We start from the raw sequence: 25,660 nt of genomic DNA on the forward strand, positions 1-25,660 counted from the left end.
AACGTATGGATCAAACTACAGCAATTATCTTGGCAGTATCACTAGGCATTATTATGTTAGGAATGGGATTGTCTTTAGTTGCTGATGATTTTAAACGAATTTTCTTACAACCCAAAGCAATTATCATAGGATTAGTAAATCAACTTATTCTATTGCCTCTTTTTGCTTTTGGATTAGCTTCGTTGTTTCCTTTGCAGCCAGAAGTAGCTGTAGGAGTTATGATTTTAGCTGCTTGTCCTGGAGGGGCCACTTCAAATTTAATATCACACCTTGCTAAAGCAGATGCTGCTCTCTCTGTAACATTAACAGCTTTTAGTAGTTTTATCACAATTCTAACCATTCCGTTTATCGTTAATTTTTCTTTAGAACAGTTTTTGGATCAAAGCAATATTATAAAGCTAGACATTCTACAAACATTTCTTCAAATCTTGATGATTATTATCATACCTGTTTCACTAGGAATGCTCATTAGAAAAAGAAAAGAAAACTTTGCTTTAAAAATGGGAAAGCCTGTTCGTATTGCCTCTGCTTTGCTTTTAATCCTAGTAATTATTGGTATTATTTTAAAGGAAAAGGAAAATTTAGTTTCTTCATTTAAAGAAGCTGGCGCTATTATTATTTTGTTGAATATTATTGTAATGCTGATTGGTTATTATTCGGCAAGAACTTTAAAAGTTACTAAAAAAAGGTCTTTATCCATTGCTATTGAATCAGGCATTCAAAATGGCACACTTGGTATAACAGTAGCTGTTGTACTTCTTCAGAATTCTTCTTTCGCTATTGTATCTGCTCTGTATGGTGTTTTAATGCTCTTCACAGCTGCTGGTGTTGTGTATATAGGGATTAGGCAAGACAACAAAAATCAATCTTAGCTATTGTATTCGGTAGTAGATATAGAAACTACTGGTAATGGATATAAAGGTCAAAAAATAACCGAAATATCTATCTTTCTTTTTGATGGTCAAAAAGTAATTGATGAGTTTACTTCGTTGGTAAATCCAGAACAAACTATTCCTGCTTTTATTACAAATCTTACTGGCATAACCGATGCAATGGTTCGTACTGCTCCAAAGTTTTATGAGATTGCTAAAAAAGTTGAAGAATTTACCAGAGATACCATTTTTGTTGCTCACAATGTTAACTTCGATTATAATATTATTCAAGATGAGTTTAAGAATCTTGGCTTTAACTTTAAAAGGCAAAAACTATGTACTGTTCGACTTTCTAGAAAAATAATTCCCGGATTACGATCTTACAGCTTAGGAAATATTTGCATCTATGAAGGTATAGAAATTGCTGAAAGGCACCGAGCAAAAGGAGATGCTGAAGCTACTGTAGAGCTGTTTCGAAGATTGATTGAAAGAGATAATGAGTTTATTGTTCAAGGATTCTTAAACCCTCGTTCCAGACAGGCAACGATTCCTCCTTTACTAGATAAAAAGGTAGTTGACAATTTACCTGAAACTCCTGGCGTATATTATTTTAAAGACCTACAAAAAGATGTAATCTATGTAGGCAAGGCCAATAATATCAAGCAGCGGGTCATTAGTCATTTCTATGACAAAAAACAGAAAGAAATTTCTATGTGTTTGGAAACAGCAAATATTACTTACCAAGAAATGGGAAGTGAGTTGTTGGCTTTACTTAAAGAATCTGCAGATATTAAACATTTGTATCCAAAATACAATAGGGCACAAAGAAGAGCTAATGAAGCCATCGGTCTTTTCTCTTATGAAGATCAAAAAGGAATTTTACATTTAGCTTATAATCGTTTAAAATTGGTGCCTAATGCTATTATGAAATTCTACAATGTTTCGGAATGCAGAAATTTGCTGGAGAAGGTATGTGAAGAGTTTGAATTGTGTCCAAAATACTGTCACCTTCAAACAAATGTTAACGCTTGTTTTCATTATCAAATTAAAAAATGTAAAGGTATTTGTTCAAGTAAAGAAGACGTTTCTTCTTATAATTTAAGAGTAAAAAATGCTATTGAGTCTCTTGGTTTACAAACAGAAAACTTGGTCATCAAAGAAAAAGGAAGAACTGAAAATGAAATTGGCTTTGTTCTTATTCTAAATGGTATTTATAAAGGTTTTGGATACTTAGATAAGGAAATTGAGTTAGAAAACCCTGATGAATATTTATTCTACGTACAACCGCAAAAAGACAACAGAGATATACAAAGGATATTAAGGTATTACTTAAATAAAAAAGAGGCTTCCTAAGAAGCCTCTCTAACATCCAAACCTATTCAATATTGCTCCAACAAATATCGAATTAAATCCGTGGTGGTAACTATACCCACCAATGCACTATTGTCAACAACGGGTAATGCATGAAACTCTTTTTCTGATAAAATCTCAGCCACCTCTTTTACCGTAGCTTGTGGAGAAACCTTTACGAGGGTTTTTGCCATCACTTGATCTATTGTAAACATATTATAAACCATTGTATCAACATCAGTTTCATTTTCATCAACAGCATCAGCATAACTAATACGCAAAAGATCTGTGTAGCTTAACATCCCAACAATTTCTTTTCCGCTTACAACGGGAATGTGCCTAATACGATGCTTTTTAAACAACGATTCTGCCATTGTTAAATCATCTGTTTGATTGATCGTTATGAGGTCTTTCGTCATTATTGTAGATACTGGCATTCTTTTTTTCATGATTTATGGTTTTAAATTCTAAACCAAATTTCTATAAAAAAAGAGCCAAATAAGATGACATTTATCATTGTATTTCTACAATGATAATTCTATCTTTTAATGAAGAATGCTCATTAAATTCTTTAAAAAACTTAGGCAGTTAAAATAATGAAGTAATGTGAAAGCCCTAAAGAGTATTAAGAAGATAGCTTATTTGTAAGTTTTAAAACTTAATTTATTTTCTTAGCAATTTTACTTATTCTTTTTTCGTCTCCAGATCCAGCTCTTAAAACTTTGATGTTTCTTAACATCAATCTTTTGATATTGCTCTTGTAAACTTTATCATTAGCTCTTAGACCAACATCTTTAAGTACATCATACATAGTTCCTGAACATCCAGTGTATCTTTTAGGGATAAATTTGATGAAGACTTTTCCTAGTTTTCTGCTTCCAAAATACAAATCTGCACTCACATCGTTAATTTCTATTTCTTGAGATTTAGGCCATAAAGCGCTTCCTACCTGACTCTTGTTATATGATTTACCTTTATATCTGAATTTTGTAAAAGATGCTTTCTTATCATAAGTAACACCTAGCTTTACTTCTCCCTTACAGTTAACAAATTGAAATTTAAATTTCACATCCTCAAAATCAAAACCATTTTTCTCTCCTGAAAAAAGTATGTTGCTTCTGTCTAAGGATAACATTTGAGCATAAGCGTTTGACTTTTGTGCTTCAACAGATAGCACAGTAAAAAGAACCAAAATGAAAGAAATAGATCTCAAAACTATATTTGTTTTTTATTAATATTCATCAAATTTTCAGTTTGCAAAAATAATACCAAACAATCCAAATGAAAAATAAATGCCCAAATTTGTTTCATTGTTCTTTACTATTATCTTCTTAGAATTTAATAGTGTAGAAAATTAAAATTTAGCATGGTTTTAATTTTTTTGTATATCCTAGGAAACTGAGCTTTGAATTCTTGTGGGGTTTCTATAAAACTCTCAATCAAAACAGCTATAAATTCATACTGATTTTCAAATGCATATTTTCTAAAGTAGTTTGAAGATAAAATTCGTTTTCTAACATGCTTATTTTCTTGCAAGTAATTCATTAGACGTTGATATCCTCTTCTAAAAATCAAAGAACTTACATCTCTCTCTTGCAAAGATTTGATATGAATAATGTGAGTAAATTCATGAATCCCTAGGTTTAAATTATCATTTTTGATAGCAATTCCTTCACAAAAATGCTTCCATGAAAAAACAACTGTTTTGTATTTTGGATTAAACTCTCCTTTGTGTTTTCGATTACTTGTTGTAGAAAGAAAAGCATCTGGGTAAATAAGAATTTTATTGAATATATCTGTTATGAATTTTCGTTTGCCGAAGGTCAGCATCACATAAGAAGAACCTATTAAGACTCTCGTTTTTACATCAATACTATATCCATCTCTACCAATAAACTCATAATGTCTTATAAAGACCGCTAAACGATGTTCAAAATGTTCTTGATATCGCTCATCTAACTTATTATAAAAATCAACATGCTGAAGAAGTATACTTTTTTGATGCTTAGATAAACGTTTTTTTCGTTTCGTTGTATGAATAATTGGGCTTCTGTTGAAAAAAGAAGTTGTTAATTTTTCTATACCTTTTATGATGAAACCTAAAAAGGCAACCAAAGGGATACCGTATCGTAAAATATAAGTGTACTTCATAGGGGATATAAAGAAACAACAAGATAGGTAATATTTTAAAAACTCATAATATATGAGTTTAATAAGATGTCTAAAATCAAATTAAAAAAGCCTATCTAATATTAGATAGGCTTTGATAAGTATTTTCTAAACAACTCTTATGAAAGAGATGCTTTAAATCCAATAGGACCTTCACCTTCATAAGTCATTCCAACTGGATCTAAAAATGTTTTTCCACCATCAGATGAAGATACTTTCAATCTTACTACATGTTGACCATCTCTACCTCCAATTACAAAAGTACCGCCAGGGTGCCAAGGTGCATTCGAACCTCCCCATTGATTTTCCACTTCATAATTGTTACCAGAAGTTAAAGTCCCTTTAAATCCGATTGGTCCTTCCCCATCGTAAGTCATAGTCCCTGTTAATGTTTTTCCTCCATCATTAGAACTAATGTCAAATGCTACTGGATTTTGATTTTCTCTGTTTCCTAGAACCCAAGTTCCTCCAGGATGCCATGGAGCACTTGTTCCACCCCATTGGTTTTCTACTGAATAATTTGCCATTTTTTTTGGTTTTTTTGGTTAATAACAGTCCAAATATATTTTGTTAAACGACTTATTTATAGACAGTTATTACCCAAATAAAAAATTACGCAAATATACTTACATCAAAAGGGTTAGGTATAAATGCGTAAAAGACTAAAAGCTATCAATGAAATTGAAAAAAGTGTACCAAACATTCAATTAATTCAAACAAAAAAATGCTCAAGCTAGCTTGGTAAACCTATTATATCAGTATTCTTAGGATTAACTCCGTTGATCCTACAAAGCTCCGCTTTGAAAACAGTTCAAACAAAAAAATGCTCAAGCTAGCTTGGCATTTTTTCTCATTGAACTATTTATTCGTGACCCCGGCAGGATTCAAACCTGCAACCCTCAGAGCCGAAATCTGATATTCTATTCAGTTGAACTACGGGGCCTTAAAGTTTTATGCTAAATGTTTACGGGCAATTCCTGAAATTGTTTTTCCATCTGCTTGTCCAGCAAGTTGCTTTGAAACAATTCCCATAACTTTTCCCATATCTTTCATCCCTTCAGCTCCAACTTTGGCTATAGTAGCAACAACTACTTTTTCTATTTCTTCTTCAGACAATGCTTCAGGTAGAAATTTTTCCAACACAGCTACCTCTGCCAACTCAGGATCAGCTAGATCTTGCCTTCCTTGTTCAATGAAAATAGCAGCACTATCCTTTCGTTGTTTTACTTGTTTTTGTACAATTTTCATTTCTTGTTCAGACGTTAAATCACCTCCAGCACCTGCTTCAGTTTTCGCCAATAAGAAAGCAGATTTTATTGCTCTTAATGCTTGCAAAGCAACAGTATTTTTTGATTTCATCGCTGCTTTCATTTCTTCCATGATTTGTTTTTCTAAACTCATCTTTATTGTTTTTTTTTTAAGTTTTCAAAGATACTATTTATCTAAAATTTCTTTAGTTTTCTGAGATATAAGACTTTCTTGTTATAATCTATAATTGCTTTTCCTTTTTCTAAAATATCTGCTCCTATAATCCCATGAACTTCTTCTGCTTCATGTTGGGTTAAGGCTTTATTTACATGTGTTAGGTTAAATAACACTAAGTGACACTTTGCTGTCTTCCACTTTCCAATTTTCAATGTATTATCATCAGATTGTTGTGTTTCCATATCAGTTGCTCCTGCTCCAGCTGCTTTTGTTTCACTTTCATGTGCATCTAATTTAAAATGCTCTATCAAATCTAATCCTACACATGAGTTTGAGGCTCCAGTGTCTAATATAAATCGACCTTTAACTCCATTAATTTCTGCATCTAACTCAAGATGATTGGTTACAATCTTTCTTAGGTTAATTTTAATGTATTTCTTTTTCTCTAATAGTTTTTTCAAACTGCTCATTTGCGTATTTTTACGATCTCTAAAATAAGATTACAAAAATACACTTTAAATGATTACGGATACGCATACTCATTTATATTCTGAACAATTTGACCAAGATAGAGGAGTTATCATGCAAAGAGCCTTTGATGTTGGTGTTAATCGTTTCTTTATTCCAGCTATAGACAGCTCTTACACGCAACGAATGTTAGATTTGGAAGAGCGATATCCTGAACATGTTTTTTTAATGATGGGCTTGCATCCAACTTCTGTTCAGACAAATTACAAAGAAGAATTAAAGCTTGTTCGTGAATGGATTGATAAACGAAATTTCTATGCGATTGGAGAAATAGGAATCGACTTGTATTGGGATCAAACTTTTTTAGAGCAACAACAAGACGCTTTTAGAACTCAGATTCAATGGGCAAAAGAAAAAAAACTTCCCATTGCTATACATTGTAGAGATGCTTTTGATGAAATCTTTGAAATTTTAGAAGAAGAAAAAGGGGATGACTTACGCGGAATTTTTCATTGTTTTACAGGAAATATAGAGCAAGCACATCAAGCGATTTCATACAATATGAAGTTAGGAATTGGCGGTGTGGTTACGTTTAAAAATGGGAAAATCGACAAGTTTTTAAATCAGATTGACCTTAAACACATTGTCTTAGAAACCGATTCGCCTTACCTAGCTCCAACACCTTACAGAGGAAAAAGAAATGAGAGCAGTTATTTGAGTATGATTGTTGACAAATTAGTAGATATTTACGATTTATCTTTTGAAGAAATTGCCGAAATTACTACTCAAAATTCAAAAGAGGTTTTTGGAATTTAAAACTACATATTACAAAACACCTATCGGAACTGCAGAAATTGTTGGAGATAAAGATGGTATACAATCTATCTCAGTAATCGATATAGATTTACCAAGTTCTCATGAAATAACAAATAATCTTCCTCAGTGCATACAAGATTGTGTAACGCAATTAGATGAATATTTCCAAGGCAAACGAAAAGAATTTAATTTAAAACTGAACCCTAAAGGAACTGATTTTCAAAAAAAAGTTTGGAATGAACTTAAGACTATTCCGTTCGGAAAAACCAGAACTTACTTAGAGCAAACTAAACATATTGGCGATCCAAAAGCCATTCGTGCTGTAGCCTCAGCTAATGGTAAAAACCCAATTTGGATTGTAATTCCATGTCATAGAGTAATTGGTTCTGATGGCTCTCTAACTGGATACGCTGGTGGTATTTGGAGGAAAAAATGGTTAATAGATCATGAAAGTCCTGTAAAACAACAATCGTTATTTTAGACTAATTTTATTATTCCTACGTTTGTAGATTATGACCAAAAAGGCGCTTTTTCTATTGCTTTTCTTTGTTGGGTTTTTTGCACATTCGCAAATTACTTCTTCTGATTTTAGGTCAAAAAAAATTCTTGTTTCTAAAGACACAATTCGATTCGACTCTGTTCCTATCAATCCGCAACAGTTTAAAGTATTAAATCAACAACAGAAAATATTATTTCCTTCAGAATATCGAATCATCTATAATGATGCGATACTTATTATCGATTCAAAAAAATACCAAGAAATTACCATTGAATATTTTAGGTTTCCAAATTTCTTGACCAAATCCTATAGTCCTTTCGACAAACGCTTGATTATCCCTAACAATAGCAATACCGGAACCCTCTATAGTTTAACTTCAAACAAAAAAGCAACAGAACTTAAGCTTTTTGATGGATTAAAAACTAGTGGATACATAACACGAGGGGTAACATCAGGAAATAATCAAAGTACTGTGACGAACTCATCAATGGATTTAAATATTGAAGGAAAACTCTCCGACGAAGTGTCTATTAGAGCTAATATTTTTGACACAAATATTCCACTACAAGAAAATGGATATAGTCAAAGTATTACAGACTTTGATAGAATTTTTATCGAATTATTCAGCAAAGATTGGAGAGTAAAAGCAGGAGATGTTAGCTTAAAAAATCAGGAAAGTTATTTCCTCAACTTTGAAAAGCAAGTAGCTGGTTTGGAGGTAGAAGCAAACATCAATGACAAAACCACTGTTCTTGCTTCTGGCGCTGTTGTTAGAGGTCAGTTTACCGCATACAATTTTGTGGGCGTTGAAGGAAATCAAGGTCCATATAAAATCTTTGGTCCCAACAACGAACCTAATATTGTAATTGTTTCTGGAAGTGATCGTGTCTTTGTGAACGGCTCGCTTATTAAAAGAGGTCTTAATGAAGACTATACAATTGATTATAATATTGGAGAAATTAGATTTAACACCACTTTTCCTATTACAAATGATATGAGAATTCGTGTTGAGTTTCAATTCTCTAATAGAAATTACACAAGGTTTATTACTTATGAAAAGGCGCAATACTCGAGTGATCATTTTTCTATCGCTGGATTCTTTTATAATGAAAATGATGTGAAAAACCAGCCTATACAGCTAAGTTTAACTGATGCTCAAAAACAAATTCTAGCCAACGCCGGAAACGACCCTAGTTTAATGGTTGCAGAGAGTGCCTTTCCAGATACTTTTGATCCAAATAAGATTTTATACAAGCGTGTTCAAGTTGGAAGTGTGGAAGTTTTTGAATACTCTACTAATGAAAACGACACACTATTTAATGTAATCTTTACCAATGTAGGAACCAATCAGGGTGATTATATATTAGATCAAACCTTAGCTAATGGTAACGTATTTTCTTATGTAGGGTCTGGGCTTGGAAATTACAACCCAATTATTCAGTTGATTGCTCCAGAAAAATTACAAGTTGCTGTTGTAAATTCAGAGTACAAACCAACCGACAAAACAAACCTATCTGCTGAATTAGCTTTTAGTAATAATGATCGTAATTTATTTTCAAGTATTGGAAATGAAGACTCAAAAGGAATAGCGTCAAAAATTAATTGGCAACAAACCTTGATTGATAAAAAATGGCAATTTCTAACTCAAGTAGAGCATTTATTTATTCATAAGAACTTTAATACTATTCAACGTTTTCAGGCTGTAGAATTTAATCGTGATTGGAACTTGGTCAATCCGCAAGGAAATCAACAACAAACCAGTTTAGGCTTCACCTTGAAGAATCAAAACGAAAGTTACCTTTCCTATTCTTTTCAGCAATTGAAATTTTCTAGTAACTATTCTGGAAGCAAACATCTTCTGAATTCTAGAATGAAATTTGACAATACCTATTTTTATGCAAATAGTAGTTTTTTAAAAAATGATTCTGACATTCAAGAGAATACTTTTTTGCGTTTAAAAGGTGGTGTTGAGCAGAGTTTTACAAAATCTTGGATTGGTGGTTTTGTTCACGTTGAATCTAATGATGGTGAATTAAAATCTACACAACAAAAAATTCTCACCAATCATAAGTTTAAAGAATACGAGGGATATCTGGGTATTGGCGATAGCACTAAAGTATTTGCTAAAGTAGGGTTCAATTACAGAAACAATGATAGTATTAGAAATAATAGTTTTGCTGAGATTAACAATAGGAAAACCATTTATTTAGATTCTAAATTGATTCAAACTGAGAAAACAAATCTTTCTTTATATGCCAATTACCGCATTACTGAAAATGCATTTACAGAAGATGAAAAAGCCTTAAACTCTAAAGTAACTTACAATCAACGTTTTTTCAATGATTTTTTAACGCTGGCTACTTTGTATGAAACCTCTTCTGGGAATGTGGCTCGTCAAGATTTTGTATATGTTGAAGTAGAACCTGGTCAAGGATTTTATACTTGGATTGATTATAACAACAATGGGATTCAAGAATTTGATGAATTTGAAATTGCTCAGTTTCAAGACCAAGCTAATTACTTGAGAGTTCCTTTACCTAATTTGAGATTTATACAAACACAACGAGCAAAATGGAATCAATCTATTGGAATCAATGCTAAACAATGGAGTCAGAAAACAGGAATAAAAAAGGTTCTCTCACATTTTTCAAATCAGTTCTTTTTAAATATTAATAACGAACAAGAGCGAATTGGAAACTCTTTTAATTTAAATCCTTTCGATTTAGATAAAGACAAACAAATTAGTTTGAATTTTAATATTAGAAATAGCCTCTATTTTAACAGAGGTCTTCAAAAATATAGTACAACCTATACTTTTGGCACTTCAGAAAGCAAGCAACAATTTTTAATTGGTAATCAAGATGTAGACACTAAAACTCATCAAATTGAATTTACGCATAAGCTAGGTAATTTTTGGGTAGTTGATATTCTGGGAAAAGTTTCAGAAAACAATTTAACAACAGAAAATTTCTTGAATAGAAATTATGAAATAAACGAACAGGAATTTCAACCCAAGGTTAGTTATCAGTTAAATGAAGACAATCGTTTTTCAGCTTTTTATCTTTTAAAGAATAAAGAAAACCAATTACAAGATTTCGAAACTTTACAACAACAAAAAATAGGCATCGAGTACTTCTATGCTGGAAAAGAGAAAACACAATTCAATGCAAACATCTCTGCTTTCTTTAATGATTTTCAAGGAGATTCTAATTCTCCCGTTGGATATCAAATGTTAGAAGGTTTGCAAGAAGGAACTAATTATACTTGGAGTTTTTTGTGGAATCAGAAACTAAATTCTTTTCTAAATCTAAATCTGAACTATAGAGGAAGAAAAAGCGAAAACTCAAAAACAATCCATATTGGAAACATTCAATTACGAGCTGTTTTTTAAATTGCTAATAATCAGACGTAAAAGAACTATTTCTGTTAAGAAAAATAGAATCTTCGTTAAATCTTGCCTAAAAAAATATTCTTTCTTAGGATTTTATATTTTCCTTAACAGCTAGGTATTTCGACTACTAATATCATTGCTCAGCTATTAATCAAAAAATCAATTTATGCATGAAAAACTACTTTAATATTTTTCGTTATCTCAGTTGATTCTTTTCTTTTTAAATGAAAAGTGAGACTGGGAGAAATTGCTAAAATATGCTGGTTAAGCAAAATCTGTTTATTCAGCATATTTAAAAATCATTCACTAAAAACACTACTATGAAAAAAACATTTTTCTTTTTAGCATTCGTTGCTATTATTTCTTATGGCCAAGCACAAGAGCTTCAAAAAAATCGTACTGAAGTAAAATTTAACGCCTTTTCACTAGCTATTGGGGCTATTGATTTTGAATTTGAAAGAACTTTAAACAAACATTCATCTCTTGGAATGTCTATGAGATTAGCCTTTAATGAAGGCCAATACAGTGAAATTTCTACCTTTTATAGACGCTATTTAGGAAAAAAATACGCTTCTGGTTTTTTTGTTGAAGGGTTTGCTATATATCATCAAAAGAAAGATCTTTTTAATCGCACTTTCCATTTTGGCACCCTTAATGTCCTTGAGACTAGAAGCGACTTTGCTTTAGGTTTAGGGATTGGCTATAAATGGGTTTCTAAAAAAGGACTCATATTACAAACTCATCTAGGTGCAGGGCCTAATCTAATTAATGGTAAGAATTCTTACGGAGAACGTTTCGCCGGTAAAGCAGGAATAAGTATTGGTTTTGGTTTTTAATCATTTTAAAAACTTTTTAAACTTTAATAACTATTTGAAGCAACCTTTTTGCATGTTAAGCATCTTAACAGTAGACAAGTTGAAAAATTGCTAAAACCTTACTGATTTTATTCTGTATCTATTTCGGCATGCTAATTGATATTTGTCAACTCATTAATCATAAAAACTTAAACATGAAAAAATTATTACCAATTCTATTATTTTGTTTTTCAACTGTAGCTTTTGCTCAAGAAGATTCTTATCCACAAGATGTAAATAAAAAACATGAAGTTACTATTAACGCATTAACCCTTATTGTTTCTGAATGGATTGATGTTTCTTATGAATACTTAATTAACGAAGAGTCTTCTTTTGGAATAGACTTGCAATTTGGATTGGATGATAATAATGATTTTGATACTTATAGAACTTTTTCTATCACACCAAATTACAGACGTTATTTCTCTAATAAGTATGCAAGAGGATTCTTTATCGAAGCATTTGGAATGCTACATAACTACAAAGACTATTACTACAATTTCGACATAACGACTAGCTCTTACACAACAAAATCTCAAACAGACTTTTCACTAGGAGTTTCTGTTGGAGGAAAGTGGGTAACAAAAAGTGGTTTTGTTACTGAAATATTTGCAGGAATCGGTAGAAATTTACTAAACAACGATAATGATTTTACCGAAGTAGCAGGAAGAGTTGGTATTTCTTTAGGATATAGATTCTAATGTTTTTACACTAAGTTTGTATAGCTTTACGTTATACTATCTTAAGAACCTTATTGTAATGAAAAAATTAATCCTATTAATTGCGTTTTTGTATTCAGGAATTGCAATTGCCCAAGAAGAAATTAAAGTAAATATTACAGATGCTTTAGCGTTGAAAACATTAACAGCTTCTTATGAACACTATTTTACAGAGCAAACTTCTGCTGGGGTTTCTGGATTGTTTAATTTTGAAGATGATAGTTCTGATTTTCGTTACAATGAAAATTTGAGTATTACTCCTTTTGTTCGTCATTATTTCTCAACAGAAAGTTTATGGAACCTTTTTGGAGAACTCTTTTTATCATATAACACAGGAGATGATGATCGTATTGAAAACGGTGTTATTGTAGAAGATAATTATACCGATGGCGCCTTAGGTTTGGCTATAGGTTATAAGTATATTTCTTCAGGAGGATTCACCGTAGATATTCACGGAGGATTGGGAAGAAATTTATTTAGCGATGAATCTCCTAGAATTGTTCCGAGAGTGGGAGTTAATGTTGGATTTCAGTTTTAAAACGATACAATAAAAAGCCTGCAAAATTTGCAGGCTTTTTTATTTATTCAGATACTGAAACAAGTTCAGTAAAACTTCGTTACATATTCATCAACCAAGTTTTCACATCTACTTCTTGTTTGATGATGTCTCTTAATTCTTCTATTTTCACACGTTTTTGTCCCATCGTATCTCTATGACGAATGGTTACTGTGTTGTTTTCTAATGTATCGTGATCTACGGTAATACAGAAAGGTGTTCCTGCTGCGTCTTGTCTTCTGTAGCGTTTTCCTACTGCATCTTTCTCATCATAAAACACATTAAAATCCCATTTCAAATCTTCTACAATCTTGCGAGCCACTTCTGGCAATCCGTCTTTCTTCACCAATGGTAAAATAGCTGCCTTTGTTGGTGCTAATACTGCTGGCAACTTCAACACAGTTCTTGTGGTATTATTATCCAGCTCTTCTTCAACTAAAGAGTTTGAAAACACTGCTAAGAACATTCTATCCAATCCAATCGAAGTTTCTAATACGTAGGGTGTATAACTCTTATTTTCTTCGTGATCAAAGTATTGTAATTTCTTTCCTGAGAATTCTTCGTGCGCTTTTAAATCGAAATCTGTTCTAGAATGAATTCCTTCTAATTCTTTAAATCCGAATGGAAACTTAAATTCAATATCAGCTGCGGCATCGGCATAATGAGCTAACTTCTCATGATCATGAAAACGATAGTTTTCTTCTCCCATTCCTAAACTTAAGTGCCATTTTAAACGGGCTTCTTTCCAATGCTCATACCATTCTTTTTGAGTTCCTGGCTTGATAAAGAATTGCATTTCCATTTGTTCAAATTCACGCATTCTAAAAATAAATTGTCTTGCTACAATCTCGTTTCTAAATGCTTTTCCTGTTTGTGCAATTCCGAAGGGAATTTTCATACGTCCGGTTTTCTGAACATTTAAGAAATTTACAAAAATCCCTTGTGCTGTTTCAGGACGTAAATACACTTTCATAGAACTGTCTGCAGAAGCTCCTAACTGAGTTCCAAACATCAAATTGAACTGTTTAACATCTGTCCAGTTTTTAGAACCCGTTAAAGGATCTGCAATTCCCAGCTCTTCAATTAAAGCTTTTACATCGGCCAAATCTTCATTTTCTAAAGATTGTGCCATTCTTGATAGAATGGTATTGATTTTTTCTTGATTGGCAAGAACTCTCGGATTGGTAGCTAGAAATTGTTCTTTATCAAAAGACTCACCAAAACGTTTTGCTGCTTTTGCAACTTCTTTATCAATTTTTGCTTCAATTTTAGCGCAATAATCTTCTATAAGGACATCTGCTCTATATCTTTTTTTAGAATCTTTGTTATCTATTAGAGGATCGTTAAATGCATCTACGTGACCCGATGCTTTCCATGTAGTTGGGTGCATTAAAATTGCAGCATCAATTCCTACAATATTTTCGTGCATTTGAACCATTGCTTTCCACCAATAGTCTCGAATATTCTTTTTTAACTCAACTCCATTTTGAGCATAATCATATACCGCACTAAGTCCGTCATAGATTTCACTTGATTGAAAAATATAACCGTATTCTTTCGCATGCGATATTACTTTCTTAAACTGATCTTCTTGCTTTGCCATAATGAGGGCAAAGATACAGGATTCATGAAAGTTATCAAGAGAAAATTAAACGACTTTTTTACATCTGTAAATAAATGCTGGAGGTACGTTTAACACTTCAAAATCTAAAGTCATTCCTTTATGAAAAACCTTTTTCAACTTTTTAAAATATGTAGGTGTGTACTGATACTGAACAAATGTTCCGTTCTCTTCTAAAGAAGCATAAGAATTATGAAGAATGCTTTGCGAAATAGCATCGGGAATATTTGTGAGTGGTAGACTTGAAACAATATGACAACTTTTTGAATAACCTAGTTTCTCTAATTCTTCTTTTACTGTTTCAGCTGATTTGTTGAGAACGATTAATTGAGAATGCTCTATTTTCTTTAACTCATTATAAAAGTGATCATTAATCTCAAAGCAAATTAATTTTGCTTTAGAGTTTAACTTACTAAGTATTTTTTTAGTTATTTTTCCATTACCTGGCCCTAATTCTACGATTATTTCTGCTTTGGAAAAATCTATTTTACGAAGCATTTTTTTTGCTAAAAACCGAGAACTAGGAGTAATTGTTCCGGAGGTTTTTATATTCTTAATAGCAATTTTAAAGAAATTATATCTATTTGTCAACGGAGTATTTTTTGGTTTGTTTTAAAGTAGACACAATTTACCTATTATTTGTTACATAAAATATGTAAATTTTTAATCTTGCTATTTTTTTATTCACATAAAACATTGTTTTTGTTATATTTACTAAAATGCTATGAAAATGAAAAGTTTATCACATCTTTTCAACTTATTCTATCCTTCTGTTTGTGTTTGTTGTGAAGAAAAATTGCTAGATCAGGAAAAACTAATTTGCTTACGTTGTCGTTTTGACCTTCCTTTTGTTGATAATGGTAATTTTATTTCTAACAATTTAACCAATACTTTTAAAGGGCGAATTCTGTTGGAAAAAGGAGCTTCATTCTTGTATTATAATGAAGTTGGAAAAACCAAAAATTTAATTCATGCTTTAAAATACAGAGCCAATCAAGAAATTGGTGATTTTATTGGAAATTGGTTTGGAGAAAAATTGTTAGCTTCTAAGAATTTTAACGATATAGATTATATAATTCCTGTACCTCTGCATAAAAGTAAATTGAGAAAAAGAGGATATAATCAACTTACTCTATTTGGTGAAAGTTTGAGCAAAGTTTTAAATATTGACTATTTGGAAGGTGCTTTAAAACGAATCTCTTTTACCAAAACACAAACATCAAAAAAAAGAATCGATCGATTTCAAAATACCTCTTCTAAATTCACCATCAATAAACCCGAAGTACTCAACCACAAACATGTTTTATTAATTGATGATGTAATTACAACGGGGGCAACCTTAGAAGCTTGCTGTAAAGAATTGTTAAAAGCTGAAAAAATAAAAATTAGCATCGTAACGATTGCCATCACTCCTTAAAATTAACAATTCAGTGACATTATTTTCCAAAAAATATATTGTTTATTTGTAGTAAAATCAAAGAGTTGAAAAAAATCCAATATCTTTTATTGTTTGTACTTATTTTATCTTTTTCCTATTGTGCGAAAAAAGGTAGACCAAGCGGAGGACCAAAGGATGAAGACGCTCCTTTATTTGTAACTGCAGATCCTCCTTATGAGACTCTGAATTTTGATAAAAAAGAAATTAAAATTTATTTTAACGAGTACATCACTTTAAAAGATCTGAATAAGCAATTAGTTATTTCGCCTCCTTTAAACCCTGCAAATCCTTCATTAATAACACCACAAGGAAGTCCTAGTAAGTATATCAACATTAAACTTCTAGACACACTTCAAGAAAATACGACTTATACATTTGATTTTGGAAATAGTGTACAAGACAATAATGAAGGCAATAAACTAGAACGGTTTAAGTATGTTTTTTCTACCGGAAATTATATAGATTCATTAAACCTAAGAGGTAGTGTTAAAAACTCTTATTCATCTGATGCAATTAAAGATATAAAGTTATTACTCTACAGACTGGATACTTCTTACACCGATTCTGCAGTATATAAAGTAAAGCCTAATTATGTTGCCAGCACGTTAGATTCATCTAATTATAGCTTCTCTAATCTAAAAGATGGCAAGTATTTTTTATTTGCTTTAAAAGATAAAGCAAGTGATTATCTTTTTGACCCCAGAATTGATGAAATAGGTTTTTATAAAGATACTATTAGTCTTCCTAGAGATAGCGTAATTACAGACATCATTTCAATTTTTAAGGAAGTACTACCCTATAAATTCAGAAGAGCAAAAGAAGAAAGAAAAGGCCAACTTATTTTTGGTTACGAAGGGAATGCTAAAGACTTAAAAGTTGCTATTCTTTCTGATGTTCCTGAAGATTTTAAAACCATTTCATTTTTCGCGAAAGATTCTGACACATTAAATTTATGGCACACTCCTATTGAAAGAGATTCATTGGTTTTTAAAGTTTCTAAAAATGATATTGTAGATACTGTTACCGTGAAATTGAGAAAAAAGAAATTAGATTCTTTAACTATTTCTTCAGATGTTAGAGGTATTATTGATTACAAAGACACTTTGTTCTTTTCTTCAAACAATCCTATTATTAAAATTGATACTTCAAAAGTATCTTTTGTTGATAAAGACACTTTAAAGATATCATATACTCCTTTTATTTCTGAAAAAGAAAATAAGATTGGTTTTTTATTTGACAAAGATTTTGAATCTTTTTATACAATTGATATTTATCCAGGAGCCTTAACAGATATTTTTAATTATTCTAACGATTCTATTCAAACTAAATTTAGAACCAAGTCTATTGAAGATTATGGAGATATTACAATTTCTGTTCAAAATCCTCAAGCTAAACCTGTAATTATACAACTTACAGATCAGAATGATAATACGATTACTCAACAAAAAACTAACAAAACGGAAAATATCTTATTTAGGTATCTAATTCCAAAGACCTATAAGATTCGAATTATTTATGATGAGAATAATAATGGTAAATGGGATACAGGAAATTTTCTAGATAAAAAACAAGCAGAAGTAGTAGAGTATTATTCTGAAGTACAAGAAGTAAGGGCAAATTGGAGTCTAAATGCCATTATTACAATAAAGGAATAAAAATTGAGTTAGTAATATTATCAATTTTAATATATTTGTTTTCAAAATAGACCCCTTTTGAGAAAATTTCTCGCATCCATAGCATTCATGTTATTAGCTTATCAAGGAGCTAATTCACAGTTTTTCACTCATGATATTGGGTTCCACGCTGGAACAGCTACCATTCAAACCGACTATGGTATTAGAAATAATTTCTTAAGTAGTTATGGTAATAGTGCTATTTCTTTAAGTTTTACTCACACATTACATTTCTTTAATAAAGATCCTAGATGGAATGCTGATCATAAGATTTGGAGTTACTTAGCTTTAAGAAGTGAGCTAAACATTATTACTAATGGGAATTTCCAACATCATGGTAGGTTCGTAAATGAAAATACTCAATTAGGAATGCAATTACGTGCCATGACAGGTACTACCAATATTACCAGTGTTGGTTTTCAATTAGAATATTATTTACGTTGTTTAAAAGACTTTGTATATCCTTGGTCTGATATTAAATGGAATCCATATATACTAGGTGGTTTGCAATATAGTATGTTTAGCAATACATTAAATTCTACTCTAGGAGATTGGAGGCAAGACATTAATGTGCTACCTGCAAAATGGAGAACTCCTGGAGCTTTAGATGTTGGTAAAGGAACAACTTTTGCGGCTACATTTGGTGCAGGAATACGTTATAAATTTAACCCTAAGATAGATTTTAATTTACAATTTAACTGGCAATTTTTCTTTTCTGACGCTGTTGATGGATTACAGGCTAATGTAGTTGAAAATAAAGACAATGAATGGTTGTTAAATCTTCAATTTGGTGTAATTTATCATTTAAATTTTGATAAACCTTTATCTATTTTTAAAAGATAAAAAAGGAACTCTTTCGAATTCCTTTCTTTCCTATGTTTTATTGATTCAATGCTTGTTCTAAATCGGCAAGTAGATCATTTACATCTTCAATACCAACACTCAACCGTATTAGTGAATCTGTGATTCCTATTTTTAATCGTTCTGATTCTGGAATAGATGCGTGTGTCATGGTTACTGGATGATTTACCAAACTTTCTACACCTCCTAAAGATTCAGCCAAAGTAAAAACTTTGGTGTTTTCTAAAAACTGAAATGCTGCTTTCTGACTTTCATCTTTCAATCGAAAAGAAACCATTCCTCCAAAATCTTTCATTTGTTTTTTAGCAATTGTATAATTGGGGTGGCTTTCAAAACCAGGGTAATACACCTCGCCTACTTTATCATGGTTTGATAAATATTCTGCAACTGCTTTTCCATTTTCGCAATGACGTTGCATTCTTACGTGCAATGTTTTTATCCCTCTTAGAGCTAAAAAAGAATCCATTGGACCAGCAACAGCTCCTCCAGCAAATTGAATAAAATGTAATTCTTCTGCCAATTTCTGATCTTTCACCATTAAAGCACCCATAACTAAATCGGAATGCCCTCCTAAATATTTGGTGGCAGAATGCATTACAATATCTGCACCAAGATTTAATGGTTGCTGCAAATATGGAGTTGCAAAAGTGTTGTCTACTGCAACAAGAATATCTTCGTTTTTATTCTTTACTACTTTAGATATCTCTTCAATATCAGCAATCTTCATCAATGGATTTGTAGGTGTTTCTAACCAAACCAATTTTGTATCTTTTGTAAGAGAATTAGAAACATTCTCTACAGAATTCATATCTATAAATTGAAATTTCAATCCATATTTTTCAAACATTCTGGTAAACATTCTATAAGTTCCTCCGTAAAGATCATCACCTGCAATTACCTCATCACCTGGATTCAACATTTTTAGAACGCAATCAATTGCAGACAAACCTGAAGAAAAAGCAAAACCATGTGTTCCATTTTCAATAGCAGCAAAATTGTTTTCTAATGCTGTTCTTGTTGGATTGGCTGCCCTAGAATACTCGTATCCTTTGTGTTTTCCTGGACTAGATTGAGCATATGTAGAAGTTTGAAAGATAGGAGGCATTACAGAGCCAGTAGCTTCTTCATGTTTTTGACCTCCATGTATCGTTTTGGTATTAAATTTCATTTGTTTTAATTTCAAATTTTAGTAGCACAAATTTACAAAACATTACACTAATTTTCTAAGCGACATAATGATTCCTAAATGCATCGCCTCATGAAAATTATTAAATGCTATTGCAGTATCAATTGAGTCTAAAACAAAACCTGTGCTTGTTGGGTATTCCTTGTATTGAGTAAATACCCCTTCATTATAATCTTCTTCAAGAGTATTCGGCAATCCTTGGAACAATTCCAAAACTTCATCAAACTCTTCTTGAGTGAATACATCTTTAGGAAAAGTTCCCTTTCGGTAAGATTCAATTAATTCTTCAGGAACCAAACATTCATTCTCAGACATTCTATAATGTAACAATTGTTGAGTAACGACTAAATGAGCAACATTCCATGCAATATTATTTTTAAATCCTTCTGGAATTACATGTAATTGCTCTAATGTGAGCCCTTGAATCATTTTAATAGTTAGTTCTCTTCCTTTTTTAAGAATATCAAATTGTGTCTTCATGAATTCTGATTATTTTAGCCGAACAGTTTGAAACTGTTTTTATTTTTAAACACTTGCGAACTTACTAAAAATAACTACCTAATACAGTTTTTGTTTTATAAAAAGAGCATTATGAAGAAAGTTTATTTTTTACAAACCTGTGATACTTGTAGAAGAATCTTAAAAGAGGTGAATCTAGATGGATTTGAAAAACAAGAAATCAAAGCAAACCCTGTTACAGTTTCTCAATTAGAAGAAATGTATTCCTTTACTAAAAGTTATGAAGCATTATTTAATAAACGTGCTAAAAAATACAAAGCTATGGGATTAAAAGGTGAATCAATTTCAGAACAAGACTATCGTCAATTTATTCTAGATGAATATACCTTCTTAAAACGTCCTGTTTTTATTGTTGAAAATGAAATTTTTGTTGGAAACAGTAAAAAAGAAGTTGAGCGATTGAAAGATAAAATTGCTTAGTTTTTTCTATTCGTCTTTATAATCTTCGTACGACTTTTCTTCCACCAAATCTGAGCCAGTAAATACGTTGATTTCTTTTTTTACATCAGAACGATCGTCGTTCGTGTAGTAAACTGCCCTAGCAAGGTCTATAAATGTTTGTCCAAAATCTTTTGCTCTTTCACACTCTCTAATATCATCTTCAATTTTCCAGAGTTTTTTGTTTACTTCTAATAAGTCGTTGTGCAATTTTTTAAGATGGCCTTCGTCTTTACATGCCGAATATATACTCTGTACATCAGGAGTTAAAACATTATACTCGTTTTGAATATTCTTGAGTTTATTTTCATCCTTGATTTCAGAAAGTTTAATTTCTAAAATGGTGTACTTATCTATAATCTCTCCGTTTGATACTTCTATCTTCATAAAATTAATTTAGGCAAATTTACGTTCAACAATAGCTATAAAACGCTCTTCAAACTCTTCTTTTTCGGTCCAATCATAATCTGGTTTTACCATTTTATTGATGAACTTCTTTGCTTCTTTTTCAGTTTTAAGTGTATTTAGTTGAGAAACAACTCGATTAAAATCTTCTTGACTTCCATCAAACAAATTCTTTACAAAAGCAATTCTGTCATTTAATCCTATTTGGATATCTCCCTGCAGTTTATCATTCAATGATTTTTTTGGAGTGTTTTCAAAAAGGTCGGCAACAACATCAACAGCTATAGTATCTTGCAATTCCTCATCTAAAGAAGGAGTTTCTTTTTCTTCTTCAGGTTGACTTTCTAATGAAAATAAATCTTCACTCTCTATTGCAACTTCTTCAACCTCTTCGGCAACAACTTCTTTTTCAGCTTCAGAAACTACTTCTTCTTTTTCTGGCTCCTCAGAAACAAAATCAGTGTTTTCTGCTTCTAGATTTTCTTCTTGAACTTCTTCAGAAGATTCTTCAACTACTTCTTCAGTTTTTCCTTGAGTAACCTCTTCCAAATCATGCTTTACAATTTCTTCTTTTGGCGTTTCAACTTCAGCAGCAACTTGCTCTATTTTTTCTAAAATCTCTTCTTTAGTATGTTCTGGATTTGGCGTATTGTTTATATATTCTTCTACAAATGCAAGGACAGATAATTTCTCATAAACCTCATGCGCTTTGTTTTTCAAGGCAAACACATCTTCTTTATTTTTCATTTGTAAAATACTGTGCGCTAAACTAGTTAGATCGGCAGCGAGTTTTTTGTGCATAAGTTGTTCTCTTTAATTCAATATTGAAGTCATTATTTTAATAAATTTGCCTACATTCACAATGTACGAAACAAAATCTTACAAGGCTTAAAATTACAAAATGTTTCTCGAAAATACCGTAAATCATACAGAACAATTTGGGTGGATAGAAGTAATTTGCGGTTCTATGTTTTCAGGAAAAACTGAAGAACTAATAAGACGCCTTAAACGTGCTCAATTTGCAAAGCAACGTGTAGAAATTTTTAAGCCTGCTGTTGATACCAGATATGATGATGAAATGGTTGTTTCTCATGATTCTAATGAAATCCGATCTACACCAGTTCCATCATCTTCAAACATTCTTTTATTAGCCAACGATGTTGATGTGGTTGGAATTGATGAAGCACAATTTTTTGATGACGAGATAGTTCATGTATGTAATGAGTTAGCCAATAGAGGAATTCGAGTCATTGCTGCTGGATTAGACATGGATTTTAAAGGAAACCCTTTTGGCCCTATGCCTGCATTAATGGCTACTGCAGAATATGTTACCAAAGTGCACGCAGTTTGCACAAGAACAGGAAATTTAGCTCACTACAGTTTTAGAAAAGCTGCCAGTGACGACATTGTTTTTCTAGGCGAAACTCAAGAGTATGAACCTTTAAGTAGAGCTGCTTACTACAAAGCAATGAAAGAAGCCGAATCTCTGAAAGAAAAAGAGGAAAATGAATAATCATGTATCTGTTCTAGAGATTAATGGAAAAGCTTTAGAGCACAACCTAAATTATTTTAAAGAAAGGCTAGAATCTAACACGAAGATTTTAGCTGTTGTAAAAGCTTTTGGATATGGAAGTGATGGCCTACAAGTAGCTTCTTTTTTACAAGACAAGGTTGATTATTTTGCTGTTGCTTACACACATGAAGGCGAAGCTTTAAGAAATGCCGGAATTGAAATGCCAATACTAGTATTGCATCCTCAAATTCAAAACATAGATCAGCTTGTTAAAAATCGTTTAGAACCAAGTATTTACAATTTTAAAGTCTTAGCTGCTTTTTTAGACTATGCAGATGAAAATCTTTTGATGAATTACCCTATTCATCTTAAGTTTAATACTGGTTTAAATAGATTGGGTCTTTGGCACAACGATATTCCTCTAATTCTATCTAAAATACACGAATCTAAACATGTTAAAATTCAATCTATTTTTTCGCATTTAGCTGCTAGTGAAGACCATGATGAAAAAGATTTTACAATAAATCAGATTAATAATTTTGCATACATCGTAAAGCAAATCTATGAGCATTTAGATTATGAACCTATGATTCATATTTTGAATACATCTGGAGTAGTAAACTATCCACAAGCACAATTCGATATGGTTCGTATCGGTATTGGTTTGTACGGTTTTGGAAATGATGAAAAAGAAACTTCGCAACTAAAGAATACACATGTTTTAAAATCTATTATTTCTCAAATCCATATGATTGAACCTGGCGAAACTGTTGGTTACAACAGAGCTTTTGTTTCTAAAGGATTTTCTAAAACGGCGACCATTCCTATTGGTCATGCTGATGGTATTTCAAGAAAATTAGGAAATGAAAATGGTTACGTAATCATCAACAATCAAAAAGCTTCTATTATTGGAAATGTTTGTATGGATATGATTATGATTGATATTACTAAAATTGATTGTAAAGAAGGTGATGAAGTTTATATTTTTAAAACTCAAGAAGATATTCTTCACATGGCTGAAAAAACTGAAACCATCTCTTATGAAATCCTAACTGCAATTTCTCAGAGAATTAAAAGGGTATTGACATCTTAAATTTTTTTTCTAACTTGGGATTCTATTAACTAACTAAAATTAACTAATATGGGAATGGTTAAAGAATTCAAAGAATTCGCAATGAAAGGTAACCTTGTCGACATTGCTGTCGGTTTTGTAATGGGTGCTGCCTTTAAACAAGTAGTTACTTCATTTACTGGGGGAATAGTTTCACCATTAATTGGATTGGTCTTCAAAGCTGATTTAAGAGATCTTAAATGGGTTATTGAAGAAGGTGTAGCTGATGCTACAGGAAAAGTTTCTGGAGAAGTTGCCGTACTTTACGGAGACTTCTTAACGAATGTAATTGATTTTATTATTGTAGCATTTGTAATGTTTATGATGATCAAAGGAATCAATGCCATGAAGAAGAAAGAAGAGCCAGCTCCGCCACCACCGCCAGCAGGTCCAACTCAAGAAGAACTATTAGCAGAAATTAGAGATTTATTATCTAAAAAATAATTTCTCAATACATTAGAACAAAACCCTGAGCTAAGCTCAGGGTTTTTATTTTTACACTAACTTCGTACAACAACAAATTTGATTGATTTAGAATGGTTTTTAGAAAAGCTACAGAAAAAGATCTTCCTAGAATCATAGAAATGATTGCAGACGATAAACTTGGAAAAACAAGAGAGAATTTTCAAATCCCCTTGCCTAAAGAATATGTTGAAGCTTTTCAAAAAATTAATACTGATAACAATCAAGAATTAATTGTAGTAGAAAATAAAGATGCTGAAATTATTGGAACTTTGCAGTTAACTTTTATTCAATACTTAACTTATCGAGGAGGAATAAGAGCTCAAATAGAAGCTGTAAGAATAAGAAAAGACAAAAGAGGATTGGGTATTGGAAAAGCGATGTTTGAATGGGCCATTGAAAGAGCTAAAGAAAAGAATGCTCATTTGCTTCAGTTAACCACAGATAAAAAAAGACCTGAAGCGATTAAGTTTTATGAAGATTTAGGGTTTGTAAAATCGCATGAAGGAATGAAAATACATTTTAAATAAATGTAACAAAATTACATAGTTAGTTTAGCCGCTATTTCATTATCTATTTCTTCAAGAATTTTCACATCTACATTAGCTCCCATTCTCAAGAAATTCTCTTTCATTGTTTTTAAATCGTCTAGTTCATAATATTGAAATTGAGAGTTTCTACTAAAATCTACTCCAAAATCTGCTAAGATTTCTTTCCACCAATCATTCAAATCACAATCAATCATAAGCATCCATCTTGTCTCGTCAGATTTATTAATCATTTCATGAATTTTGGTCACATTTGGCAGCCAACATTCTCCATTTTCCATCAGAATTCTTTCACCGTTATAAAACGTATAAACACTATCATTCGTAGACACAGGAATATTTAATCTAACAATCTTGCTCCCAAGGCCTTTATCTCCATCATTATGTTTTCCAATCTTTCCTTCTGATAGCAAGTTTTGTACACGGAAAGTAAACTTATCACATTGAAATGTATTCAACACCTCTTGTAAGTAAGAACATTTTTTCAATTCATCTGTCATATAAAAAGATTCTCCTTTCTCATTAACAGCTCCATCTTTGGCAGGTAGAATTAAATGCATTCCAACCAAAGAATTTCCTGTATATGCATTCTTTATCAACTGAAAAGAGTCTGAGATCGATTGCAATTCTTGCTTCATTCTTTTTCCATCAAATCGAAAAGGCAATTTTATAGCATTTACATTCATCATAATTGTGGCTTTGCACTACTTTCAAATATAACAAATACAGAACCTGAGTTCAACTAGATTCTGCTTTTAACCTTCAA

Annotated in this window: 29 protein-coding genes and 1 tRNA gene; 16 read left to right on the forward strand and 14 right to left on the reverse strand. The window is 31.6% G+C overall.

The genetic code is table 11. From position 1 onward, the window contains the following. The first annotated feature begins 5 nt into the window (after nt 1-5). Nucleotides 6-872, forward strand: a complete 867-nt coding sequence (locus AAON49_RS04880; protein WP_349553046.1) for a bile acid:sodium symporter family protein — start codon at nt 6-8, stop codon at nt 870-872. A 3-nt stretch (nt 873-875) separates the two neighbouring features. Beyond that, entirely contained in the window at nt 876-2,225 is a 1,350-nt protein-coding gene (locus AAON49_RS04885; RefSeq protein WP_349553047.1) for an exonuclease domain-containing protein, read from the forward strand. Nucleotides 2,226-2,251: 26 nt separating this feature from the next. On the opposite strand, the gene AAON49_RS04890 is transcribed toward AAON49_RS04885, so the two are convergent. The 7 genes from AAON49_RS04890 to AAON49_RS04920 all read right to left on the reverse strand — a co-directional run bounded on the left by AAON49_RS04890 (nt 2,252) and on the right by AAON49_RS04920 (nt 6,286). After that, complete coding sequence (locus AAON49_RS04890) at nt 2,252-2,671, reverse strand: CBS domain-containing protein (RefSeq protein WP_349553049.1); 420 nt, start codon at nt 2,669-2,671, stop codon at nt 2,252-2,254. A gap of 209 nt (nt 2,672-2,880) precedes the next feature. After that, nucleotides 2,881-3,435, reverse strand: coding sequence for a hypothetical protein (locus AAON49_RS04895; RefSeq protein WP_349553050.1), 555 nt, complete (start codon nt 3,433-3,435; stop codon nt 2,881-2,883). Nucleotides 3,436-3,560: 125 nt separating this feature from the next. After that, nucleotides 3,561-4,373 carry a zinc-dependent peptidase gene (locus AAON49_RS04900; RefSeq protein WP_349553051.1) on the reverse strand — a complete coding sequence of 271 codons (813 nt, stop codon included), beginning with the start codon at nt 4,371-4,373 and terminating at the stop codon, nt 3,561-3,563. Nucleotides 4,374-4,510: 137 nt separating this feature from the next. Then, nucleotides 4,511-4,918 (reverse strand): lectin OAA family protein, encoded by a 408-nt coding sequence (locus tag AAON49_RS04905; protein ID WP_349553052.1) that lies wholly within the window; start codon nt 4,916-4,918, stop codon nt 4,511-4,513. 342 nt (nt 4,919-5,260) lie between these two features. After that, nucleotides 5,261-5,334 (reverse strand) — tRNA-Arg (locus tag AAON49_RS04910). An 8-nt stretch (nt 5,335-5,342) separates the two neighbouring features. Beyond that, entirely contained in the window at nt 5,343-5,792 is a 450-nt protein-coding gene (locus AAON49_RS04915) for a GatB/YqeY domain-containing protein (protein ID WP_349553054.1), read from the reverse strand. A gap of 41 nt (nt 5,793-5,833) precedes the next feature. Then, nucleotides 5,834-6,286 (reverse strand): retropepsin-like aspartic protease, encoded by a 453-nt coding sequence (locus tag AAON49_RS04920; protein WP_349553055.1) that lies wholly within the window; start codon nt 6,284-6,286, stop codon nt 5,834-5,836. A 49-nt stretch (nt 6,287-6,335) separates the two neighbouring features. Here AAON49_RS04920 and AAON49_RS04925 point away from each other — a divergent pair, with 49 nt between their 5' ends. The 6 genes from AAON49_RS04925 (at nt 6,336) to AAON49_RS04950 (ending at nt 13,101) form a co-directional block, all read left to right on the forward strand. Continuing rightward, nucleotides 6,336-7,100 carry a TatD family hydrolase gene (locus AAON49_RS04925; protein ID WP_349553056.1) on the forward strand — a complete coding sequence of 255 codons (765 nt, stop codon included), beginning with the start codon at nt 6,336-6,338 and terminating at the stop codon, nt 7,098-7,100. Continuing rightward, nucleotides 7,090-7,581, forward strand: a complete 492-nt coding sequence (locus tag AAON49_RS04930; RefSeq protein ID WP_349553057.1) for a methylated-DNA--[protein]-cysteine S-methyltransferase — start codon at nt 7,090-7,092, stop codon at nt 7,579-7,581. Before AAON49_RS04925 ends, AAON49_RS04930 begins: the two co-directional genes overlap by 11 nt. Before the next feature lie 31 nt (nt 7,582-7,612). Continuing rightward, on the forward strand, nt 7,613-10,990 hold the full coding sequence (locus AAON49_RS04935; protein WP_349553059.1) for a DUF8818 domain-containing protein: 3,378 nt from the start codon (nt 7,613-7,615) through the stop codon (nt 10,988-10,990). Between the two features lie 320 nt (nt 10,991-11,310). Continuing rightward, complete coding sequence (locus AAON49_RS04940) at nt 11,311-11,826, forward strand: DUF3575 domain-containing protein (RefSeq protein ID WP_349553060.1); 516 nt, start codon at nt 11,311-11,313, stop codon at nt 11,824-11,826. Between the two features lie 173 nt (nt 11,827-11,999). Further along, nucleotides 12,000-12,545 (forward strand): DUF3575 domain-containing protein, encoded by a 546-nt coding sequence (locus tag AAON49_RS04945; protein ID WP_349553062.1) that lies wholly within the window; start codon nt 12,000-12,002, stop codon nt 12,543-12,545. A gap of 58 nt (nt 12,546-12,603) precedes the next feature. Beyond that, complete coding sequence (locus tag AAON49_RS04950; protein ID WP_349553066.1) at nt 12,604-13,101, forward strand: DUF3575 domain-containing protein; 498 nt, start codon at nt 12,604-12,606, stop codon at nt 13,099-13,101. A 79-nt stretch (nt 13,102-13,180) separates the two neighbouring features. On the opposite strand, the gene AAON49_RS04955 is transcribed toward AAON49_RS04950, so the two are convergent. Together AAON49_RS04955 and AAON49_RS04960 are read right to left on the reverse strand one after the other, a co-directional pair. Beyond that, nucleotides 13,181-14,722, reverse strand: coding sequence for a glycine--tRNA ligase (locus AAON49_RS04955; protein ID WP_349553068.1), 1,542 nt, complete (start codon nt 14,720-14,722; stop codon nt 13,181-13,183). A gap of 45 nt (nt 14,723-14,767) precedes the next feature. Then, entirely contained in the window at nt 14,768-15,331 is a 564-nt protein-coding gene (locus tag AAON49_RS04960) for a class I SAM-dependent methyltransferase (protein WP_349553069.1), read from the reverse strand. Nucleotides 15,332-15,470: 139 nt separating this feature from the next. On the opposite strand from AAON49_RS04960, the gene AAON49_RS04965 reads away from it, so the two are divergent. The 3 genes from AAON49_RS04965 (at nt 15,471) to AAON49_RS04975 (ending at nt 18,694) form a co-directional block, all read left to right on the forward strand. Further along, complete coding sequence (locus AAON49_RS04965; RefSeq protein ID WP_349553071.1) at nt 15,471-16,157, forward strand: ComF family protein; 687 nt, start codon at nt 15,471-15,473, stop codon at nt 16,155-16,157. A 65-nt stretch (nt 16,158-16,222) separates the two neighbouring features. Next, entirely contained in the window at nt 16,223-17,833 is a 1,611-nt protein-coding gene (locus AAON49_RS04970; RefSeq protein ID WP_349553073.1) for an Ig-like domain-containing domain, read from the forward strand. A gap of 57 nt (nt 17,834-17,890) precedes the next feature. Then, a complete protein-coding gene (locus AAON49_RS04975) occupies nt 17,891-18,694 on the forward strand; it encodes a THC0290_0291 family protein (protein ID WP_349553074.1) in 804 nt (267 codons plus the stop codon). A 37-nt stretch (nt 18,695-18,731) separates the two neighbouring features. Here AAON49_RS04975 and AAON49_RS04980 read toward each other — a convergent pair whose 3' ends face one another. Both AAON49_RS04980 and AAON49_RS04985 read right to left on the reverse strand, forming a co-directional pair. Further along, on the reverse strand, nt 18,732-19,880 hold the full coding sequence (locus tag AAON49_RS04980) for a cystathionine gamma-synthase (RefSeq protein WP_349553075.1): 1,149 nt from the start codon (nt 19,878-19,880) through the stop codon (nt 18,732-18,734). A 42-nt stretch (nt 19,881-19,922) separates the two neighbouring features. Beyond that, nucleotides 19,923-20,378 carry a DinB family protein gene (locus AAON49_RS04985; protein ID WP_349553076.1) on the reverse strand — a complete coding sequence of 152 codons (456 nt, stop codon included), beginning with the start codon at nt 20,376-20,378 and terminating at the stop codon, nt 19,923-19,925. A gap of 111 nt (nt 20,379-20,489) precedes the next feature. On the opposite strand from AAON49_RS04985, the gene AAON49_RS04990 reads away from it, so the two are divergent. Further along, the gene (locus AAON49_RS04990) at nt 20,490-20,837 is read left to right on the forward strand and encodes an arsenate reductase family protein (RefSeq protein ID WP_349553078.1); all 348 of its coding nucleotides are present in this window, start codon (nt 20,490-20,492) and stop codon (nt 20,835-20,837) included. A 6-nt stretch (nt 20,838-20,843) separates the two neighbouring features. Here AAON49_RS04990 and AAON49_RS04995 read toward each other — a convergent pair whose 3' ends face one another. Beyond that, a complete protein-coding gene (locus AAON49_RS04995; RefSeq protein WP_349553079.1) occupies nt 20,844-21,242 on the reverse strand; it encodes a DUF6165 family protein in 399 nt (132 codons plus the stop codon). Between the two features lie 9 nt (nt 21,243-21,251). After that, entirely contained in the window at nt 21,252-22,061 is an 810-nt protein-coding gene (locus tag AAON49_RS05000; RefSeq protein WP_349553080.1) for a DUF8457 domain-containing protein, read from the reverse strand. A gap of 100 nt (nt 22,062-22,161) precedes the next feature. Between AAON49_RS05000 and AAON49_RS05005 the strand changes: the two genes are divergently transcribed. The 4 genes from AAON49_RS05005 (at nt 22,162) to AAON49_RS05020 (ending at nt 24,876) form a co-directional block, all read left to right on the forward strand. After that, nucleotides 22,162-22,773, forward strand: a complete 612-nt coding sequence (locus AAON49_RS05005) for a thymidine kinase (protein WP_349553081.1) — start codon at nt 22,162-22,164, stop codon at nt 22,771-22,773. After that, nucleotides 22,766-23,866, forward strand: coding sequence for an alanine racemase (gene alr, locus AAON49_RS05010; protein ID WP_349553082.1), 1,101 nt, complete (start codon nt 22,766-22,768; stop codon nt 23,864-23,866). The genes AAON49_RS05005 and alr overlap by 8 nt, the downstream gene beginning before the upstream one ends. Nucleotides 23,867-23,914: 48 nt before the next feature. Continuing rightward, complete coding sequence (mscL, locus tag AAON49_RS05015; protein ID WP_349553084.1) at nt 23,915-24,328, forward strand: large-conductance mechanosensitive channel protein MscL; 414 nt, start codon at nt 23,915-23,917, stop codon at nt 24,326-24,328. Between the two features lie 92 nt (nt 24,329-24,420). Next, on the forward strand, nt 24,421-24,876 hold the full coding sequence (locus AAON49_RS05020) for a GNAT family N-acetyltransferase (RefSeq protein ID WP_349553085.1): 456 nt from the start codon (nt 24,421-24,423) through the stop codon (nt 24,874-24,876). An 11-nt stretch (nt 24,877-24,887) separates the two neighbouring features. Here AAON49_RS05020 and AAON49_RS05025 read toward each other — a convergent pair whose 3' ends face one another. Next, nucleotides 24,888-25,583, reverse strand: coding sequence for an aspartyl/asparaginyl beta-hydroxylase domain-containing protein (locus AAON49_RS05025; RefSeq protein WP_349553086.1), 696 nt, complete (start codon nt 25,581-25,583; stop codon nt 24,888-24,890). Nucleotides 25,584-25,660 lie beyond the last annotated feature (77 nt).

Origin of the sequence: Pseudotenacibaculum sp. MALMAid0570 (genome assembly GCF_040151415.1) — a bacterium.
Classification (GTDB): Bacteria; Bacteroidota; Bacteroidia; order Flavobacteriales; family Flavobacteriaceae; genus Polaribacter.

What these genes read in the sequence shown, in the direction of transcription:
- AAON49_RS04920 (WP_349553055.1), bottom strand. Translation starts at nt 6,286, where the DNA reads ATGAGCAGTTTGAAAAAACTATTAGAGAAAAAGAAATACATTAAAATT.
- AAON49_RS04955 (WP_349553068.1), bottom strand. Translation starts at nt 14,722, where the DNA reads ATGGCAAAGCAAGAAGATCAGTTTAAGAAAGTAATATCGCATGCGAAA.
- AAON49_RS05020 (WP_349553085.1), top strand. Translation starts at nt 24,421, where the DNA reads ATGGTTTTTAGAAAAGCTACAGAAAAAGATCTTCCTAGAATCATAGAA.
- AAON49_RS04965 (WP_349553071.1), top strand. Translation starts at nt 15,471, where the DNA reads ATGAAAAGTTTATCACATCTTTTCAACTTATTCTATCCTTCTGTTTGT.
- AAON49_RS04995 (WP_349553079.1), bottom strand. Translation starts at nt 21,242, where the DNA reads ATGAAGATAGAAGTATCAAACGGAGAGATTATAGATAAGTACACCATT.
- AAON49_RS05025 (WP_349553086.1), bottom strand. Translation starts at nt 25,583, where the DNA reads ATGATGAATGTAAATGCTATAAAATTGCCTTTTCGATTTGATGGAAAA.
- AAON49_RS04900 (WP_349553051.1), bottom strand. Translation starts at nt 4,373, where the DNA reads ATGAAGTACACTTATATTTTACGATACGGTATCCCTTTGGTTGCCTTT.
- AAON49_RS04940 (WP_349553060.1), top strand. Translation starts at nt 11,311, where the DNA reads ATGAAAAAAACATTTTTCTTTTTAGCATTCGTTGCTATTATTTCTTAT.
- AAON49_RS04890 (WP_349553049.1), bottom strand. Translation starts at nt 2,671, where the DNA reads ATGAAAAAAAGAATGCCAGTATCTACAATAATGACGAAAGACCTCATA.
- AAON49_RS04950 (WP_349553066.1), top strand. Translation starts at nt 12,604, where the DNA reads ATGAAAAAATTAATCCTATTAATTGCGTTTTTGTATTCAGGAATTGCA.
- AAON49_RS04925 (WP_349553056.1), top strand. Translation starts at nt 6,336, where the DNA reads ATGATTACGGATACGCATACTCATTTATATTCTGAACAATTTGACCAA.
- AAON49_RS04915 (WP_349553054.1), bottom strand. Translation starts at nt 5,792, where the DNA reads ATGAGTTTAGAAAAACAAATCATGGAAGAAATGAAAGCAGCGATGAAA.
- AAON49_RS04935 (WP_349553059.1), top strand. Translation starts at nt 7,613, where the DNA reads ATGACCAAAAAGGCGCTTTTTCTATTGCTTTTCTTTGTTGGGTTTTTT.
- AAON49_RS05000 (WP_349553080.1), bottom strand. Translation starts at nt 22,061, where the DNA reads ATGCACAAAAAACTCGCTGCCGATCTAACTAGTTTAGCGCACAGTATT.
- AAON49_RS04980 (WP_349553075.1), bottom strand. Translation starts at nt 19,880, where the DNA reads ATGAAATTTAATACCAAAACGATACATGGAGGTCAAAAACATGAAGAA.
- alr (WP_349553082.1), top strand. Translation starts at nt 22,766, where the DNA reads ATGAATAATCATGTATCTGTTCTAGAGATTAATGGAAAAGCTTTAGAG.
- AAON49_RS04880 (WP_349553046.1), top strand. Translation starts at nt 6, where the DNA reads ATGGATCAAACTACAGCAATTATCTTGGCAGTATCACTAGGCATTATT.
- AAON49_RS04905 (WP_349553052.1), bottom strand. Translation starts at nt 4,918, where the DNA reads ATGGCAAATTATTCAGTAGAAAACCAATGGGGTGGAACAAGTGCTCCA.
- AAON49_RS04990 (WP_349553078.1), top strand. Translation starts at nt 20,490, where the DNA reads ATGAAGAAAGTTTATTTTTTACAAACCTGTGATACTTGTAGAAGAATC.
- mscL (WP_349553084.1), top strand. Translation starts at nt 23,915, where the DNA reads ATGGGAATGGTTAAAGAATTCAAAGAATTCGCAATGAAAGGTAACCTT.
- AAON49_RS05005 (WP_349553081.1), top strand. Translation starts at nt 22,162, where the DNA reads ATGTTTCTCGAAAATACCGTAAATCATACAGAACAATTTGGGTGGATA.
- AAON49_RS04985 (WP_349553076.1), bottom strand. Translation starts at nt 20,378, where the DNA reads ATGAAGACACAATTTGATATTCTTAAAAAAGGAAGAGAACTAACTATT.
- AAON49_RS04945 (WP_349553062.1), top strand. Translation starts at nt 12,000, where the DNA reads ATGAAAAAATTATTACCAATTCTATTATTTTGTTTTTCAACTGTAGCT.